Source organism: Stutzerimonas sp. Brlt_14, from assembly GCF_051948915.1.
GTDB lineage: Bacteria > Pseudomonadota > Gammaproteobacteria > Pseudomonadales > Pseudomonadaceae > Stutzerimonas > Stutzerimonas stutzeri.
On sequence record NZ_JAYJLM010000003.1, the window covers coordinates 619,270 to 634,218 of the forward strand.

Sequence of the window (14,949 nt, forward strand, 5' to 3'; positions counted from 1 at the left end):
CATGCCGCTCACTGGAGCCATTGCGGCGGCGCAGGTCGAGGCGGTCTACCGCCGCGAATCGCGTCGGGTCCTGGCCACGCTGATCCGCCTGCTGGGTGATTTCGATCGTGCCGAGGAAGCACTGCAAGACGCCTTCGCCGCCGCGCTGCAGCAATGGCCACGCGATGGCGTCCCGGACAACCCGCGCGCCTGGCTGGTGTCCACCGGTCGCTTCAAGGCCATCGATGCCCTGCGCCGGCGGGCGCGCTTCGATGCCTCGCTGCGGTTGCTGGCCGAGCAGCTGGAAGACGCAGCCGAGGCGGCGGAGGTGGACGAGATGGAAGACGACCGTCTGCGGCTGATCTTCACCTGCTGCCATCCGGCCTTGCCGGCCGATGGTCGCGTGGCGCTGACCCTGCGTGAGGTCTGCGATCTGACCACCGAGGAGATCGCCCGGGCCTTTCTGGCGCCGCCCAGCACCATCGCCCAGCGCATCGTGCGAGCCAAGGCGAAGATCCGCGATGCCCAGCTGCCCTATCGGGTGCCGGAGCGCGCGGAACTGCCGGCACGCCTGGAGAGCGTGCTGCGGGTGATCTACCTGGTGTTCAACGAAGGGTATTCGGCATCGGCCGGGGCATCGTTGACCCGCGCCGACCTCTGCGCCGAGGCCATTCGGCTGGGTCGCCTGCTCTACGAGCTGCTGCCCGACGTGGAGGTCGCCGGGCTGCTGGCGCTGATGCTGCTGCATGATGCCCGGCGCGCCGCACGCACGGATGCCTCCGGCGAGCTGGTGCGGCTGGACGAGCAGGATCGCAGCCTGTGGGATCGGCAGCAGATCGCCGAAGGCGCATTGCTGGTGCAGCGTGCCCTGAGCACGCGTGCCTTCGGCCCCTACGCATTGCAGGCAGCCATCGTTGCCGTGCATGCCGAGGCGCCGAGCGCCGCGCAGACGGACTGGACGCAGATCGTGCGGCTCTACGATGTGTTGCTGCAGTTCAGCCCGTCAGCCGTGGTGGAGCTGAACCGCGCGGTGGCCGTAGCCATGCGCGACGGCGCCGAAGCGGGATTACTGCTGGTGGATGCGCTGTTGGCCCAGGGGCACCTGCAGGACTATCACCTCAGCCACGCCACCCGCGCCGACCTGCTGCGCCAGCTGGCGCGCCTCGACGAGGCTCGCGAGGCGTACCGCAGCGCCTTGCGGCTGGTGCAGCTGGAGCCGGAGCGCCGTTTTCTGCAGAGGCAGCTGGATGGGCTGGACAGTTGACTCGACGGGCTCGACGCTTGCGGATGCGTGCGCTCAACGCCCGCAAGGCTCCCATTCGGAGCTGACGACCTATGCTACATGGCGTCGCGCTGCGACGGTTTGCAGAGGCGACGAGGGCGGCGCCGTGATCAGTTGTCGCAACTTCCGGCCGGCAAATAGTCACTGCGGCTCAAGCCGTGGCGCTGCATCTTTTCGTTGAGGGTTCGGCGCGGCAGCTGCAGCAGGGTCATCACCTCGGCAATGTTGCCTTTGCATTGCTGCAACGCATTGTGCAGGCACTGCGCCTCGAAGGCTTCCATCTGCTCGGCCAGCGACTGTCCGCCGCTGCTCGCCGGGGCCGGCGCGCTGAGGCCGAGGGCGTGGCGTTCGGCGGCGTTGATCAGTTCGCGCACGTTGCCCGGCCAGTCGTGGGCGAGCAGCTGCGCCAGTTCGCCGGGCGTCACCGGTGGCGCGGCACGGCCGTGGCGCTGGGCGGCCTGGCTGGCGAAGTGTTCGAATAGCAGCGGAATGTCCTCGCGCCTCTCGCGCAGCGGCGGGATATGCAGCTCGGCGACGTTCAGCCGGTACAGCAGGTCCTCACGGAAGCGCCCGCCACGCACCTCTTCCAGCAAATCCGGCTTGGCCGCGCTGATCACCCGCAGGTCGACCTCGATGCTGCGGTTGGAGCCCAACCGCTCCAGGGTCTTCTCCTGCAGCACGCGCAGCAGCTTGACCTGCTGTGCCAGCGGCATGCTTTCGATCTCGTCGAGGAACAGCGTGCCGCCGGCGGCGTGTTCGATGCGGCCGATGCGCTTGCCCTGGGCGCCGGTGAAGGCGCCGCTTTCATGGCCGAACAGCTCGCTCTCGAAGATGGTTTCCGGGATCGCCGCGCAGTTCAGCGCCACGAACGGCCCGCCGGCGCGCGGGCTGAAGTCGTGCAGGCAGCGCGCCACCTGCTCCTTGCCGCTGCCGGTTTCGCCGCGGATCAGCACGTTGACGTCGGTCCCGGCCAGCTCAAGCACCTGGCGTCGCAGGTTATCCATGGCGCGGGACACGCCCAGCAGCTGCGATTCGATACGCCCCTTGCGGGCGAACTGCTCGCGCAGCTGACGGTTCTCGCAGACCAGCCGGCGCTTGTCCATCGCGCGGCGCACGCTGTCCAGCAGGCGCTCGGGGGTGAAGGGCTTCTCGATGAAGTCGTAGGCGCCCTGACGCAGCGCCTGCACGGCCATGGGCACGTCACCGTGGCCGGTGACCATGATCACCGGCAGGTCGACATCCAGTTCGATCAGCCGTTCGAGCAGGCCGAGGCCGTCGAGGTCTGGCATGCGCACGTCGCTGATCAGCACACCGGGAAAGTCGCGATCCAGTACCGACAGCGCTTCCCGCGCGCGGGAAAAGGTGCGCACCTGGAAGCCGGAGAGCTCCAGCCATTGCTGCACGGCCTGACGGATCGCCGCCTCGTCATCGATGAAGATTACCTGCCCGCTCATTGCCAGCTCCTCGCGCTCGCGTCGCCGCAGTTTACTCGGCGGCGTGCACTTCGGCAGCCGGCAGCGTCAGGGTGAACACCGCGCCCTGTTCGTCGTTGCTCACCTCCAGGGTGCCGCCCATGTCGCGCACGATGCCGTAGGACACCGCCAGGCCCAGGCCCAGGCCCTGACCGACCGGCTTGGTGGTGAAGAAGGGCTCGAACACCTGATCCAGATGCTCGCTGGCAATGCCGCCGCCATTGTCGGCAACGCTGAGCTGCCAGGCGTCGCCGACGCGCCGACAGAGGATGCGCAGGCGCCGTTGCGGTCGCTCGGCCATGGCGTCCAGCGCGTTGTGCAGCAGATTGATCAGCACCTGCTCCAGGCGGATCGCATCGCCACGCACCGTGGCCTCGGCCGGCACCTGGCGGAATACCTCCACCTGCTCGCTGCGAATGCGCGGCGACAGCAGCTGCAGCGCCTGTTCCAGCACATCGGCCAGCGCCAGGTGCTGTTGCAGGCCGGCAGGGCTCTTGCGGGCAAAGGTCTTCAGATGGCCAGTCAGCGCGGCCATGCGCTCGAGCAGGCCTTCCACGTGCCCGAGCCCTTCGCGCACTTCGCCCTCGCGGCCGTTGTCGAGCAGCAGGCGCAGGCTGGCCAGCTGCATGCGCAGGGCGGTAAGCGGCTGGTTGATTTCGTGGGCCAGCGCGGCGGACATCTGCCCCAGTGCCGCCATGCGCGCAGCATGCACCAGCTCGTCCTGGGCGGTGTGCAGCTCGCGGGTGCGTTCCTGCACCAGGCGCTCCAGCTCACTGCGGCTGCGCAGTTCGAGGCGGCGGGTCTTGCGTCGCTGTGCCAGGTAGAGCAACAGGAACGCCAGCGTCATCCATACGCCGGCCGCGGCCAGACGATAGCTGCGCACACTGGCGGCGATCGACTGCGGGTCATGCAGCAGGTGCAGGGTCCAGTCTTCCTCGGGCAACGCCAGGCGCTGCCAGAGGTACTCGCGGCGCCCATCCGGGCCGTCCACCAGGCGGCGCTCGCTGCCCTCGTCGAGCTGCTGCACCCGGCTGCTCTGCAGCGGCTGCAGGGTCTGCTCGGCATAGCGGCGCACATCCACCAACCGGCTGCGCACCTCGTCGCTCAGCGGGCGCAGGTAGCGAAAGCGCCAGGCCGGGCGGTTGGTGAGGATGACGATGTCCAGCGAGTCGGCGATCAGCAGGATACCCGGCTGGCCGACCCAGTCGCGCTGCATGTCCTCCAGTTCGAGCTTGACCACCAGTACGCCGAGCAGCTCGCCGGCAGTGTTCTTCACCGAACTTGAAAGGAAATAGCCGGGAATGCCGGTGGTCACGCCGACCGCGAAGTAACGCCCGCTGCCATTGGCCACGGCGTCGCGGAAATAGGGGCGAAAGGCATAGTTGTTGCCGACGAAGCTGCTCCAGTCACGCCAGTTGCTGGCTGCGATGGTCTCGCCGTTACGATCCAGCAGGTACAGCACCGAGGAGCCCGCGGCGTGGTTCTGCTGCTCAAGCCGCTGGTTGAGCTGGCCGCGCAGCTGGCGGTTGCCCGGGTCGGCGAGTAATGCCTGGATGTCGCTGTCCAGCGCCAGCAACGCCGGCACCGATCGGAAGCGCTCGACCTGGGTGTGGATGGCCTGCGCATAGAGCTCCAGCTGCCCCTGCGATTCTTGCCCGCGCTCGGCCCAGGCGCGCTGCTCGGCCAGCCGCCCGGCCCAGTACATGCTGAGCAGCAGACCGACGAGGATCAACGCCACGATCAGGCTGACGCGGCTGCGGTTGGAGATGACAGGCATTGGCGACGCTCGCGAAAGGACGCGACGATGGTAAGCGAAAGCCGTCGTCCCTGTGGACCGACCGGCGAGCCGATCGACACCAAAGTCTTGATCCAGACATGTAGAGGCAAAGTGCCATCACACATATACTGTGGGGAGTTCTTGTAGTGGCGAGCATGGAACGCTTGCGCGGCTACCAGCGCCGCTCACGAATCGAGGTGCGCCTTGCTCAGAAAAATCCTTGTCAGTCAGCTTCGCTTCGGCATGTACGTACACGCTCTGGAGGGCAGCTGGTTCGACCATCCGTTCTGGCGCAGCAAGTTCCTGCTGACCGATCCCGCCGACCTGCAGACGCTGCGCGGCAGTGGCGTCAAGGCGCTGTGGATCGACGTGGAGAAGGGCGTGGATGTCGAAACGGCAACGCCGGCCGCCGCCGATGCGCCACCGCTGGTGCAACCACCGGAGCCCTCCAGCCTGCCGTCGGACGCCACCACCTCGACGCAGCAGTGCAGCGTGGATGACGAGTTGCAGCGCGCGAGCCGGCTGCTCAAGCGCTCCAAGGAGCAGGTGACCTCGATGTTCAACGAGGCTCGTCTGGGCAAAGCCGTCGATCCGCAACAGTGCCAGCCCCTGGTGGAGCAGATATCCGCCTCGCTGGCGCGCAACGGTTCGGCGCTGCTGAGCCTGGCGCGCCTGAAGACCAAGGACGAATACACCTACATGCATTCGGTGGCGGTGTGCGCGCTGATGGTCGCGCTCGCCCGTCAGCTGGACCTGCCCGAGGATCAGGTGCACGAAGCCGGGATGGCCGGGTTGCTGCACGACATCGGCAAGATGGCCATGCCGCTGGATGTGCTCAACAAGCCGGGCAAGCTGAGCGACGACGAGTACGCCATCATGCGCAGCCACCCGGAGCGCGGCCATGCCATGCTGCTCGCCGCGCAGACCGCCGTATCCGACGCGGTGCTGGACGTCTGCCTGCATCACCATGAAAAGGTCGACGGCACCGGCTACCCGCACCGGCTGGCGGGCGAAGAGATCAGCCTGCTGGCTCGCATGGGTGCGATCTGCGATGTGTACGACGCCATCGCTTCTAACCGCCCGTACAAGACGGCCTGGGATGCCTCGGGCTCGCTGGCACGCATGGCCCAGTGGCAAGGGCATTTCGATACGCAGCTGCTGCACGCCTTCGTCCGTACCGTGGGCATTTATCCGCTGGGCTCGCTGGTGCGGCTGCAGTCGGGTCGGCTCGGCGTGGTCATCGAGCATCATCCGCAGCAACTGACCGCGCCGCGGCTGAAACTGTTCTATTCGGTGCGCACCCGGGCGGCGATTCCCGCCCAGGAGCTGGATCTCTCCAACCCCCAATGCGGCGACCGCATCGTCGGCCGGGAAGATCCCGCCGCCTGGGGGTTCAACAACCTGGACGAGCTCTGGACCTAGCTCGGCAGCCCGGCTCGCCAGTCGAGCCTTCGTCGTTCCCGATGGCCAGACGACTGCCGTCCTGGCGGTGGTCATCCCCTGCGCCCTGGCCTACCGTGTTCGGGTAGACGAGCCGTTGGTGAGCAGGCTGCAATGACCGCCGCGACGGCACCGATGCCCGGGTGCCGGGTCTCAACAAGCGAGCGCGACGATCGCCTTGGCGTGCATGGCAAACCCGCGGCCATCGACCTGATCGTGAGCCACTGACCAGGAGAAGCACCATGACTCATGTAATGGCTTGTATCGACGGCTCTCCGCAGGCCGCGGCGGTCTGTGATTGCGCGGCCTGGGCCAGCCGGCGGCTGGGCGCGCCGCTGACGCTGCTGCACGTGCTGGATCGCCAGCAGTACCCGATGTCGGGCGACCTCAGCGGCATCATCGGGCTCGGCAGCCGCGAGTTCCTGCTGCAGGAGCTGGCGACGCTGGACGAAAAGCGCGCCAAGCTCGCCCTTGAGGAGGGCCGCATGATGCTCGATGCGGCGCGCCAGCGGGCGATTGCCGCCGGTGTCGCCCAGCCGGAATGCCGGCAGCGTCATGGCGACCTGGTCGAAGCCCTGCGCGATCTGCAGAACGAAACGCGCCTGCTGGTGATCGGCCGCCAGGGTGAGGACAGCGACGATGCCCTCCAGCACATCGGCAGCCAGCTGGAGAATGTCATCCGCACCATGCAGCGACCGATCCTGGTGGTACCCGGCGAATTCAGTGCGCCGCAGAGCGTGATGCTCGCCTTCGACGGCAGTGCCACCAGTCGCAAGGGCATGGAAATGCTGGCCGGCAGCCCGCTGTTCAAAGGCATGCCGATCCATCTGGTGATGGTTGGGCAGGATGGCACCGAGCACCGCGCGCAACTGGAAGATGCGCGCGCCGTACTGGCGTCGGCCGGTTTCGCGGTGCAGATCGCCATCCGCGACGGTGAGGTCGAGCCGACCCTTCATGCCTATCAGGCCGAGCACGGCATCGATCTGCTGGTGATGGGCGCCTACGGTCATTCGCGCATTCGCCAGTTCTTCGTCGGCAGCACCACCACCAACATGATCCGCACCACCCGCACGCCGCTGCTGTTGCTGCGTTGACGGCAGCACGCCGCGCCCATCGACGTCGGGCGCAGCGGCCAGCCTCTTCAGCGGTACAGGTCGGCGCGCGTCCAGGGCAGCTCGTGGGAGCCGTCCGGCAGCGGCTTGGTCGCCAGAATCTGATGCAGGTCGATCCAGTCGCGGCGGAAACCATAGGAGCAACCCGCCAGATACAGCCGCCAGATACGCAGCGCCCGCTCGGGCACCAGCGCCTGGGCCTCGGCGAGCCGGGCTTCCAGCCGCTCGCTCCACAGCTGCAGCGTACGTGCGTAATGCAGGCGCAGGCTTTCCACGTCGACGATCTCCAGCCCCGCTTCGCTGATGCAGCCGCTGATGTTCACCAGGTGCGGCAGCTCGCCATGGGGAAACACGTAGCGATCGATGAACTCGCCGGCGCCATGGCCCACCGGCCGGCCATCGAGATGGCGCGAGGTGATGCCGTGGTTGAGTACCAAGCCACCCGGACGCACCGCGCTGAACAGCCGCTGGCAGTACAGCGGCAGATTGGCGTGGCCGACGTGCTCGAACATGCCGACGCTGACCACCTTGTCGAAGCGCTCGTCCTGCGGCAGGTCGCGGTAATCCATCAGCTCCAGTTGTACCTGATCCTGCAGCCCCTCGGCCGCCACGCGCTCGCGGGCCAGCGCCAGCTGCTCGCGGCTGAGGGTGATGCCAAACACCCGGGCGCCGAACTCGCGGGCGGCGAAGCGGGCCAATCCGCCCCAACCGCATCCGACATCCAGCAGGCGGTCGCCGGGCTTGAGCCGCAGCTTGCGGCAGATCAGGCGCAGCTTGGCCTGCTGCGCCTGGTCGATAGCCTCTTCGCCGGTCTCGAAGTAGGCACAGGAATAGACCATGTCGCGGTCCAGCCAGAGCTGGTAGAAGTCGTTGGACAGGTCATAGTGGTAGGAGATGGCCTCGGCATCGGTCGCCTTGTCATGGGCCTCGCGTGCCGGTGTCGAGAAATCGTCCTGGCTCATTGCCCGACTGATCACGTCGCCGATACGGATGACCTCATCCACCGGCCCGTGCAGGTCGATCTGACCTTCGACATAGGCGGCGCCAAGCACATCCAGGCTGGGACTGGCCAACTGAGTGACGAGGCTGGGGTCCCTGATGACCAGCGTGACGGAAGGGGCGGGGCCGATGTCGATCTCCTTGCCATCCCACAGCTGCAGTTTCAGTGGCACGGCGAGTTCTTTCAGGGCCGGTAGCAATGTCGCCAGCATGCTCGATCTCCTATCTGTGCATCCGTGAAAAATCCTAGACCATGAAATCGAAACTGTAGGCTATGGTGATGATAGTTTCATGCAATGGCCCGAACGGCGGCGAACGTGCGCTTGACGGCTTAACTCGTCGGCCTGGTCCAGAAGAGGCGTCATGCAGCAGTCTCCCTCACCCCGCGTGCTGATCCTGGTAGCCAGCGGCCCCAGTACCCCCGCCCGTTGCGCCGCGCCGTTCCACATCGCGACGCTGCTCGCCTGCATGGATGCCGAGGTCACCCTCTACCTCACCGGAGAGGCCACGCAGCTGGCGCACCCCGAGGTCGCCGCAACGCTGTGCGCGGTGGACGGGGGCGAACCGTTGCTGCACTTTATACGCAATGCCAAAGCGGCGGGCGCGCGGCTGCTGATGTGCCGCCAGCCCGGCGCCCAGTTGGAGGCCTCCGCGCTGATCGCCGAGCTGGACGACATCTCCAGCGGTGGCGAGCTGGCGCAGATGATCCTGGAGTACGAGCGGGTGCTGACCCTATGAATGTGCAGGGCCTGGAATTTCCCGACACGCTGCGTTACGCGCCGGAGCACAGCCTGTGGCTGCGCGAGGAAGCCGACGGCAGCGTCACCCTCGGCCTGACTGCCTACGGTTGCGCGCTCTACGGCCAGATATTCGCCTTTACTCCCAAGCGCGTCGGCGCCCGCATCGAGCGCGACCGCAGCTTCGGCGTGGTGGAATTCGCCAAGGCCGCGTCCTCGGCACGCTGTCCACTTAGCGGCACACTGTTGGCGGTGAACGAAGCGCTGCTGAAGCGCCCCGGGCTGATCAACCAGGACTGTTACGACGAAGGTTGGATGGTCCGCCTGCAACCCGAGATGTGGGCTGCTGTGCGCGACGCCTTCCCACTGGGTGAAGCAGCCCAGCCGGCAATCGCCGAACGCATGCGCCTGGACAACTTCGACCCGGCCAACGCCCATGTGCAGGCGTTGCAGTGGAAGTAACGGTGCTGCAGGCTGCTCGGTACGGTGGGCTTCAGCCCACCCTCAACAACATGCCCAGGCGCAATCTCAGGATTTATCGGGCGTCGAACAACCCAGTACCTTGTCGCAGCTTTCCTTGATCGCCTGATCGAGCTGGCGGATACAGAGTTCGATCGCCATATCGCGGGTGCGCTTGTTCGACCATTCCAGCTCGGCCAGCGTCTCGATCAGGTCCTGATGACCATTCTCGTTGACCAGCATTCCATGCCGTACCGTCAACGTGCGGCCCTGCAGGCTCAGCTGCACCGGGTCCCGGCCCACCAGCGAAGCACCTGCCGCCAACAGGCAATCGATATGGTCTCGCAGCGCGTGAAACGCACGCCGCTCATCGATCCGATCGTTCACAAGGGTCTCTCCCATCCCTGGAAAGAAAAACGCCGATTGTGACGCGCTTCGCATGATAAGGCGATGGCTTTTTGATATCGCGATATGGGTCAGACTGTCGCAGACCGACTTGGCGGCTGGAGAGAGGGTTGAGGCGAGGAAGATTGGCGGAAGGCAGTGAGAGTCGAACTCACCCGGGAGCGGCTGCCGCCCCCAACCGGGTTTGAAGCCCGGCCGCACCACCGGGTGCGATTGCCTTCCTTATCTGGTCTTGATCTGGGAAAGGAAGCCGCGACCAGCCTACCCCAGGCCTGACTGGATCGCCAAGGCGCTGTCCTGGCGGACTTTGCGTTCGTTGCCGAAGCGGCGGGTGAGGCCGATGCGGTCGAAGTGTTCGAGCAGCTGGATGCTGCGTTTGCGGCCGAGCTGGATGCGGTCGCGGAAGGCGGCGGCGCGGATTACGCCGCTTTGCGCTTCCAGTTGCAGTACATGCCCCGCGAGTTGGCGAATGGTGAACTCGGGGTAGAACAAATCTTTCACCACCTGTTGCAGCAGGCCGAGACGGGCGAGCTTGCGTAGCAGGTTGCGCATCTGCATTTCGTCGACACCGAGGTCGCGGGCCAGGTCGCGGACCCAGGGTGGGTCGAAATGGCCGGCTTCGAGCAGTGGCCACAGGCGCGCTTTCAAATCTTCTTCCGCATCGCTCAGGCGCACCCGGTGATCGGGGCGGTGCAGCCACGGGCCGCTGGTTTCGATGCGGCCGGCGGCCAGTGCCTGTTCCAGCAGGGCGATGAACACCGGCCGCTCCAGCTGCGGCAGGGCGTAGCGACGCAGGCGGTCGCGGTCGGGGCCAAGTTCGTCGGGTTGTTCTTCGTGAAAACGCTGGAGTGCGTCGAGCAGCTCGGTTTCGAGTTCGCGCCAGCGGGCCTGGTCGAACAGCCGTGGGCCGAGTCGGGTGCCGACTTCCAATACGCCGTGGGGGAGCTGCCAGCCTTCGCGCGGGCGGTTGAACTGGCGTTCCAGGCCTTGCGGGTCGATGCCATTGGTGGCGCTGGCGAGCAGTGGCGGCAATGCCTGCTCCAGGCTCGGCTGGTTTAGGGCGCGAAGTTGCTCCAGCCGCGCGGCACGACGGCGATTGCGTGGCGGTGCAAAGGGGTCGAGCACACGGCCACCGCCAAGGGTGCGCCGGGCGGACTGGTCGCGCAGGACGATGCGGTCGCCATGTACCGCGTGGCTCGGTGCGTTGAGCAGTAGCTGGGCGAAGGCGTGTTCGCCCGGCGCCAGGCTCGTGCCTTCGAGCAGGGCGACCCGGGCGGTGACGTCCTGGGCGCCGAGGTGCACGTGCACGGGCGTCCAGTGCTTGAGTTCGTGGGCTTCGCCGGGCAGCAGCTGGAAGTCGACGTCGACGCGTTGGGTCGGCGCGTGCAGCAGTGGGTGCAGCAGCCAGTCGCCGCGATGGATCTGCTCCACTGCCAGCCGCTCGCCGGCAAGATTCAGGGCCACGCGCTGGCCGGCATGGGCTTCGTCCGCTTCGCGGTTCTGCGCGTGCAGGCCGCGGACGCGCACGCGTTTGCCGGCGGGGCCGAGAAGCAGTTCGTCGCCGATTCGCACGCGCCCGGCAAAGGCGGTGCCGGTGACCACCACGCCAGCGCCGGTGACGCTGAAGGCGCGGTCGATGGCCAGGCGGAAGTGGCCGCTGTCGCTGCGGGCGGCGGTATGCGCGGCTTCGTCGATCAGCGCGGCGCGCAGGGCGTCGATGCCATCGCCGCGGATGCTGGAAACCGGAAAGATCGGCGCTCCGGCCAGTGCTCCGGCGGCCAGCAGGTTTTCGATCTGTTGCTCGACTTCGGCGATGCGCGCCGGCTCGACGCGATCGATCTTGGTCAGCGCCACCAGTGCCCGGCGGATGCCGAGCAACTCGACGATGGCCAGGTGTTCGCGGGTCTGCGGCATCACGCCGTCATCGGCGGCTACCACCAGCAGTACGCAGTCGATGCCGCTGGCGCCGGCCAGCATGTTGTGCACGAAGCGCTCGTGGCCCGGCACGTCGATAAAACCGGTGAGGCTGCCTTCGCCGAGGTCGGCGTAGAGGTAGCCGAGGTCGATGGTGATGCCACGCTCGCGCTCCTCGCGGCGGCGGTCGCCCTGTTGCCCGGTGAGGGCGTGGAGCAGTGCGGTCTTGCCATGATCGATATGGCCGGCGGTCCCGACGATCAACGGGCCAGCTCCTCTTGCAGGTGCGCCAGTTGCTGGAGGAAGGCCGGTTCGTCGTCCAGTTGGCGCAGGTCGAGCCAGAGGGCGTCGTCGTCGATGCGCCCGAGGACCGGAATCGGCAGGCAGCGCAGCGCTTCTTCAAGCTGGCGCAGGCTGCGGCCGCGCAGGCGCTTGGGCTGCTGCGGGCGGATGCACAGGGCGGCGCTGGGCAGACGGGCCACCGGCTGCGCGCCGCTGCCGATCATGCCCAGGGCATCGGTTACTGCGACATGCCAGCTCTCGCCGAGCACGGCGGCCAGCGCCGGAGCGATGCGTTCAGCCTGGGCGCGGATCTCCGCCTGCGGGCGGCTGAGCAGGCGCAGGCTGGTGAGGCGTTCGGCCAGGCGGTCGGGGTCGCGATAGAGGTTAAGCACCGCTTCCAGCGCCGCAAGGGTCAGTTTGTCGACGCGCAGGGCGCGCTTGAGCGGGTTCTTCTTGATCTTCTGGATCAGCGCCTTGCTGCCGACGATCAGCCCGGCCTGCGGGCCGCCGAGCAGCTTGTCGCCGCTGAAGGTGACGATGTCGGCGCCGTCGCGCAGCGCTTCCTGCACCGTCGGCTCCTTGGGCAGGCCCCAGCGCGAGAGGTCGAGCAGGCTGCCGCTGCCGAGATCTTCCAGCAACGGCAGATCGTGGGCATGGGCGATGCGCGCCAGTTCGGCGGTGGCGACGCTGGCGGTGAAACCCTGCACGCTGTAGTTGCTGGTGTGCACGCGCATCAACAGCCCTGAGCGAGGGTTGATGGCCGCTTCGTAATCCTTGGCGTGGGTGCGGTTGGTGGTACCGACTTCATGCAGCTTCACGCCGGCGCGGGCCATGATGTCCGGGATGCGGAAGGCGCCACCGATCTCGATCAGCTCGCCACGGGAAATGATGCCTTCCTTGCGTGCGCCGAGGCTGTTCAAGGCCAGTAGCACGGCGGCGGCGTTGTTGTTGACCACGGTGACCGCCTCGGCGCCGGTCAGCTCGCGGATCAGTCCTTCGATGAGGTCGTCGCGATCGCCGCGCTTGCCGGTGGCGAGATCGAATTCCAGGTTGAGCGGGTAGCGCGCCGCAAGGGTGATCGCCTCGATGGCCTCATCCGGCAACAGGGCGCGACCGAGGTTGGTGTGCAGCACTGTGCCGGTGAGGTTGAACACTCGGCGCACGCGGCTCTTGTGCTGGCTGGCCAGGCGTTCGCCGGCGCGCCCGGCGAGCACCGCTTCGGACAGTTCCAGCGCGGCCAGCTGGCCACGGCGAGCTGGTTCGCGCAGTTCGTCGAGCAGGTCGCGCAGCGTCGCCAGCAGCGCCTGACGACCATAGCGCTGCTGCAGTGGCTGGCAGGCCGGATCGCGCAGCAGCTTGTCCACCGAGGGCAGATGGCTGCTGCTCATGCCTCGTTCCCCGGTGCCAGCAGCAGGTTGGGTGCCTGGCGGTTGTAGCCCTGATCGGCCAGCAGCAGGTCGAGGTCCAGCGTCGCCAGGTCGGCGGACAGGCTTTCGCCGTCCGGTGCCAATTCGAGATAGAGCTGCTTGAGGTAGCCGTTGCATTCCGGGCAGGCCTCGGCCTTGATGCCGTTGGGCGAGCCTTCGAAGTGCAGGTAGTCGAGCTTCTTGGTGCTGCGGCAGTGGCTGCATTTCAGGCGCACGTAGTGCCATTCGCAGGCGCACAGGGAGCAGACCAGGTAGCGCAGGCCGTTGAGCTGCCCGCGGTGGCGAATCACCCCGGCCATGGGCGGTGCGCCGCAGCAGGGGCAGAGCGTCTGGTCTTCGCGTTCGCGCAGGTCGGAGAGGTCGAGCTGGAGCAGCCAGTGGGTCCAGGCAAGTTGCAGCGCGGCGCCGAGAAAGGGCACCAGCGCCGGCGGCAGGCTGTCGTACTGGCCACTGACCAGCGCCACGGCCCAGGCCTTGCGCTGGCCGCTGTCGGCGCGGCGCAGCTGGTCGATGGCAGCGATGACCGACAGGTTGTCCGGCACCGCGAAGGCATCCAGCCAGGCATCGAGCAGCGGCAGCCACGCCCCTTCGCGCACCAGGGTGTCGGCGGCCAGCGGCGGCATGGCGTGCTTGAAGCATTCGCGGGTGCGCGCAGGGTCGAGCGGTGCGCTGGCAGGCGGGTTGTCCAGCACCTGCTGCTGCGCCTGGCATACGCCGGCGAGCAGGCGCAGGTAGTCGGCCAGCGGATGATCTTCGGCGAGCTTGGCGAGGCGCGCGCTGCGCAGGGCGAACAGATCTCGCGGCGGCAGGTTGGTGAAGGGTGGTTTGCTGGCAGCGGCTTCGATCTGCCCGGGCTCGAGAATGGTGCCTGCCACGCAGGACTCCTTTTCTTGTGGTTATGCCGAACAGCATAGTCCGTCACGGTTATAGCTCGGCTTTCGATGGCATGCACGGGCGAAGATTCCCGCGGCGGCGGGAATCTCCGGCGTGCTTGGCGGCGCTTACTTGCGCTGGTTGATCTCCCGGTACCAGGCCGGATGGTGCTTGCGCGCCCAGGCCCGGCTGACGGTGCCGTAGAGCATCGAGCCCATCGACCCCTTGATCCAGATGGCTGCGTAGATGTGCACGATGATGCTGACGATCAGCACGAAGGCGGCGGCCGCATGCAGCAGGCTGGCCCAGCGCAGCGAGACGATGCCGAAGAAGCTGCTGAAGTACTCGCGCCAGATGACGATGCCGCTGAGCAGCAGCACTAGCATGCTGAGGATCAGCACCCAGAACAGCACCTTCTGCCCGGCGTTGTAGCGGCCGACTTCCGGCAGCTTTTCCTCGCGGTTGTGCACCACGTCGTTGATCTGCCGGAGCCACTGGCGGTCGCGTGCTTCGATGCGGTTGTGCCCAGCGAAGCGGATCGCCAGCCAGAGGAAGAAGACGAACATCGCGACCCCGATGAAGGGGTGCAGGATGCGCGTCCAGGTGCCGCCGCCGAACAGCCCGGAGAGGCCGAACAGCGCCGGATGGAACAGTGCCAGGCCGGACAGCGCGGCGAGCACGAAGAGAATCGCGACGATCCAGTGGTTGGTCCGTTGCGAGGGGTTGTAGCGTTCGATCTCGTTGTTGTTCATCGTTGACTCCTTGAGCGAGCGGACACCGAAGGCGGCCCC

Annotated in this window: 13 protein-coding genes and 1 tRNA gene; 5 read left to right on the forward strand and 9 right to left on the reverse strand. The window is 67.0% G+C overall.

The window, feature by feature from the left end:
- The first annotated feature begins 1 nt into the window (after position 1).
- A complete protein-coding gene (locus VF716_RS09990; RefSeq protein WP_014595457.1) occupies positions 2-1,243 on the forward strand; it encodes an RNA polymerase sigma factor in 1,242 nt (413 codons plus the stop codon).
- 128 nt (positions 1,244-1,371) lie between these two features.
- Here the strand turns inward: VF716_RS09990 and VF716_RS09995 are convergent, their stop codons facing one another.
- On the reverse strand, positions 1,372-2,715 hold the full coding sequence (locus VF716_RS09995) for a sigma-54-dependent transcriptional regulator (RefSeq protein ID WP_108241262.1): 1,344 nt from the start codon (positions 2,713-2,715) through the stop codon (positions 1,372-1,374).
- Between the two features lie 31 nt (positions 2,716-2,746).
- Positions 2,747-4,510, reverse strand: a complete 1,764-nt coding sequence (locus VF716_RS10000; protein WP_434757610.1) for a sensor histidine kinase — start codon at positions 4,508-4,510, stop codon at positions 2,747-2,749.
- Positions 4,511-4,714: 204 nt separating this feature from the next.
- Here VF716_RS10000 and VF716_RS10005 point away from each other — a divergent pair, with 204 nt between their 5' ends.
- Positions 4,715-5,932, forward strand: coding sequence for an HD-GYP domain-containing protein (locus tag VF716_RS10005; RefSeq protein ID WP_440552627.1), 1,218 nt, complete (start codon positions 4,715-4,717; stop codon positions 5,930-5,932).
- Between the two features lie 260 nt (positions 5,933-6,192).
- Positions 6,193-7,044: a universal stress protein gene (locus tag VF716_RS10010; RefSeq protein ID WP_125852486.1), complete on the forward strand. Its 852-nt coding sequence runs from the start codon at positions 6,193-6,195 to the stop codon at positions 7,042-7,044.
- Positions 7,045-7,091: 47 nt separating this feature from the next.
- On the opposite strand, the gene cfaB is transcribed toward VF716_RS10010, so the two are convergent.
- On the reverse strand, positions 7,092-8,273 hold the full coding sequence (cfaB, locus tag VF716_RS10015) for a C17 cyclopropane fatty acid synthase CfaB (protein ID WP_125872509.1): 1,182 nt from the start codon (positions 8,271-8,273) through the stop codon (positions 7,092-7,094).
- A gap of 151 nt (positions 8,274-8,424) precedes the next feature.
- Here cfaB and VF716_RS10020 point away from each other — a divergent pair, with 151 nt between their 5' ends.
- Together VF716_RS10020 and VF716_RS10025 are read left to right on the forward strand one after the other, a co-directional pair.
- Positions 8,425-8,799: a DsrE family protein gene (locus VF716_RS10020; protein WP_019407417.1), complete on the forward strand. Its 375-nt coding sequence runs from the start codon at positions 8,425-8,427 to the stop codon at positions 8,797-8,799.
- A complete protein-coding gene (locus tag VF716_RS10025; RefSeq protein WP_125460248.1) occupies positions 8,796-9,260 on the forward strand; it encodes a glycine cleavage system protein H in 465 nt (154 codons plus the stop codon). Before VF716_RS10020 ends, VF716_RS10025 begins: the two co-directional genes overlap by 4 nt.
- A gap of 66 nt (positions 9,261-9,326) precedes the next feature.
- Here VF716_RS10025 and VF716_RS10030 read toward each other — a convergent pair whose 3' ends face one another.
- The 6 genes from VF716_RS10030 to VF716_RS10055 form a co-directional block, all read right to left on the reverse strand.
- Entirely contained in the window at positions 9,327-9,644 is a 318-nt protein-coding gene (locus tag VF716_RS10030) for a hypothetical protein (protein ID WP_111481790.1), read from the reverse strand.
- A gap of 144 nt (positions 9,645-9,788) precedes the next feature.
- Positions 9,789-9,884 (reverse strand) — tRNA-Sec (locus VF716_RS10035).
- Between the two features lie 39 nt (positions 9,885-9,923).
- Positions 9,924-11,840: a selenocysteine-specific translation elongation factor gene (gene selB, locus VF716_RS10040; RefSeq protein WP_125460247.1), complete on the reverse strand. Its 1,917-nt coding sequence runs from the start codon at positions 11,838-11,840 to the stop codon at positions 9,924-9,926.
- Complete coding sequence (gene selA / locus VF716_RS10045; RefSeq protein WP_125864960.1) at positions 11,837-13,246, reverse strand: L-seryl-tRNA(Sec) selenium transferase; 1,410 nt, start codon at positions 13,244-13,246, stop codon at positions 11,837-11,839. The genes selB and selA overlap by 4 nt, the downstream gene beginning before the upstream one ends.
- A complete protein-coding gene (gene fdhE, locus VF716_RS10050; RefSeq protein ID WP_125460245.1) occupies positions 13,243-14,160 on the reverse strand; it encodes a formate dehydrogenase accessory protein FdhE in 918 nt (305 codons plus the stop codon). The genes selA and fdhE overlap by 4 nt, the downstream gene beginning before the upstream one ends.
- Positions 14,161-14,286: 126 nt before the next feature.
- The gene (locus VF716_RS10055; RefSeq protein WP_017245933.1) at positions 14,287-14,910 is read right to left on the reverse strand and encodes a formate dehydrogenase subunit gamma; all 624 of its coding nucleotides are present in this window, start codon (positions 14,908-14,910) and stop codon (positions 14,287-14,289) included.
- Positions 14,911-14,949 lie beyond the last annotated feature (39 nt).

What these genes read in the sequence shown, in the direction of transcription:
- VF716_RS09990 (WP_014595457.1), top strand. Translation starts at nt 2, where the DNA reads ATGCCGCTCACTGGAGCCATTGCGGCGGCGCAGGTCGAGGCGGTCTAC.
- VF716_RS09995 (WP_108241262.1), bottom strand. Translation starts at nt 2,715, where the DNA reads ATGAGCGGGCAGGTAATCTTCATCGATGACGAGGCGGCGATCCGTCAG.
- VF716_RS10000 (WP_434757610.1), bottom strand. Translation starts at nt 4,510, where the DNA reads ATGCCTGTCATCTCCAACCGCAGCCGCGTCAGCCTGATCGTGGCGTTG.
- VF716_RS10010 (WP_125852486.1), top strand. Translation starts at nt 6,193, where the DNA reads ATGACTCATGTAATGGCTTGTATCGACGGCTCTCCGCAGGCCGCGGCG.
- cfaB (WP_125872509.1), bottom strand. Translation starts at nt 8,273, where the DNA reads ATGCTGGCGACATTGCTACCGGCCCTGAAAGAACTCGCCGTGCCACTG.
- VF716_RS10020 (WP_019407417.1), top strand. Translation starts at nt 8,425, where the DNA reads ATGCAGCAGTCTCCCTCACCCCGCGTGCTGATCCTGGTAGCCAGCGGC.
- VF716_RS10025 (WP_125460248.1), top strand. Translation starts at nt 8,796, where the DNA reads ATGAATGTGCAGGGCCTGGAATTTCCCGACACGCTGCGTTACGCGCCG.
- selA (WP_125864960.1), bottom strand. Translation starts at nt 13,246, where the DNA reads ATGAGCAGCAGCCATCTGCCCTCGGTGGACAAGCTGCTGCGCGATCCG.
- VF716_RS10055 (WP_017245933.1), bottom strand. Translation starts at nt 14,910, where the DNA reads ATGAACAACAACGAGATCGAACGCTACAACCCCTCGCAACGGACCAAC.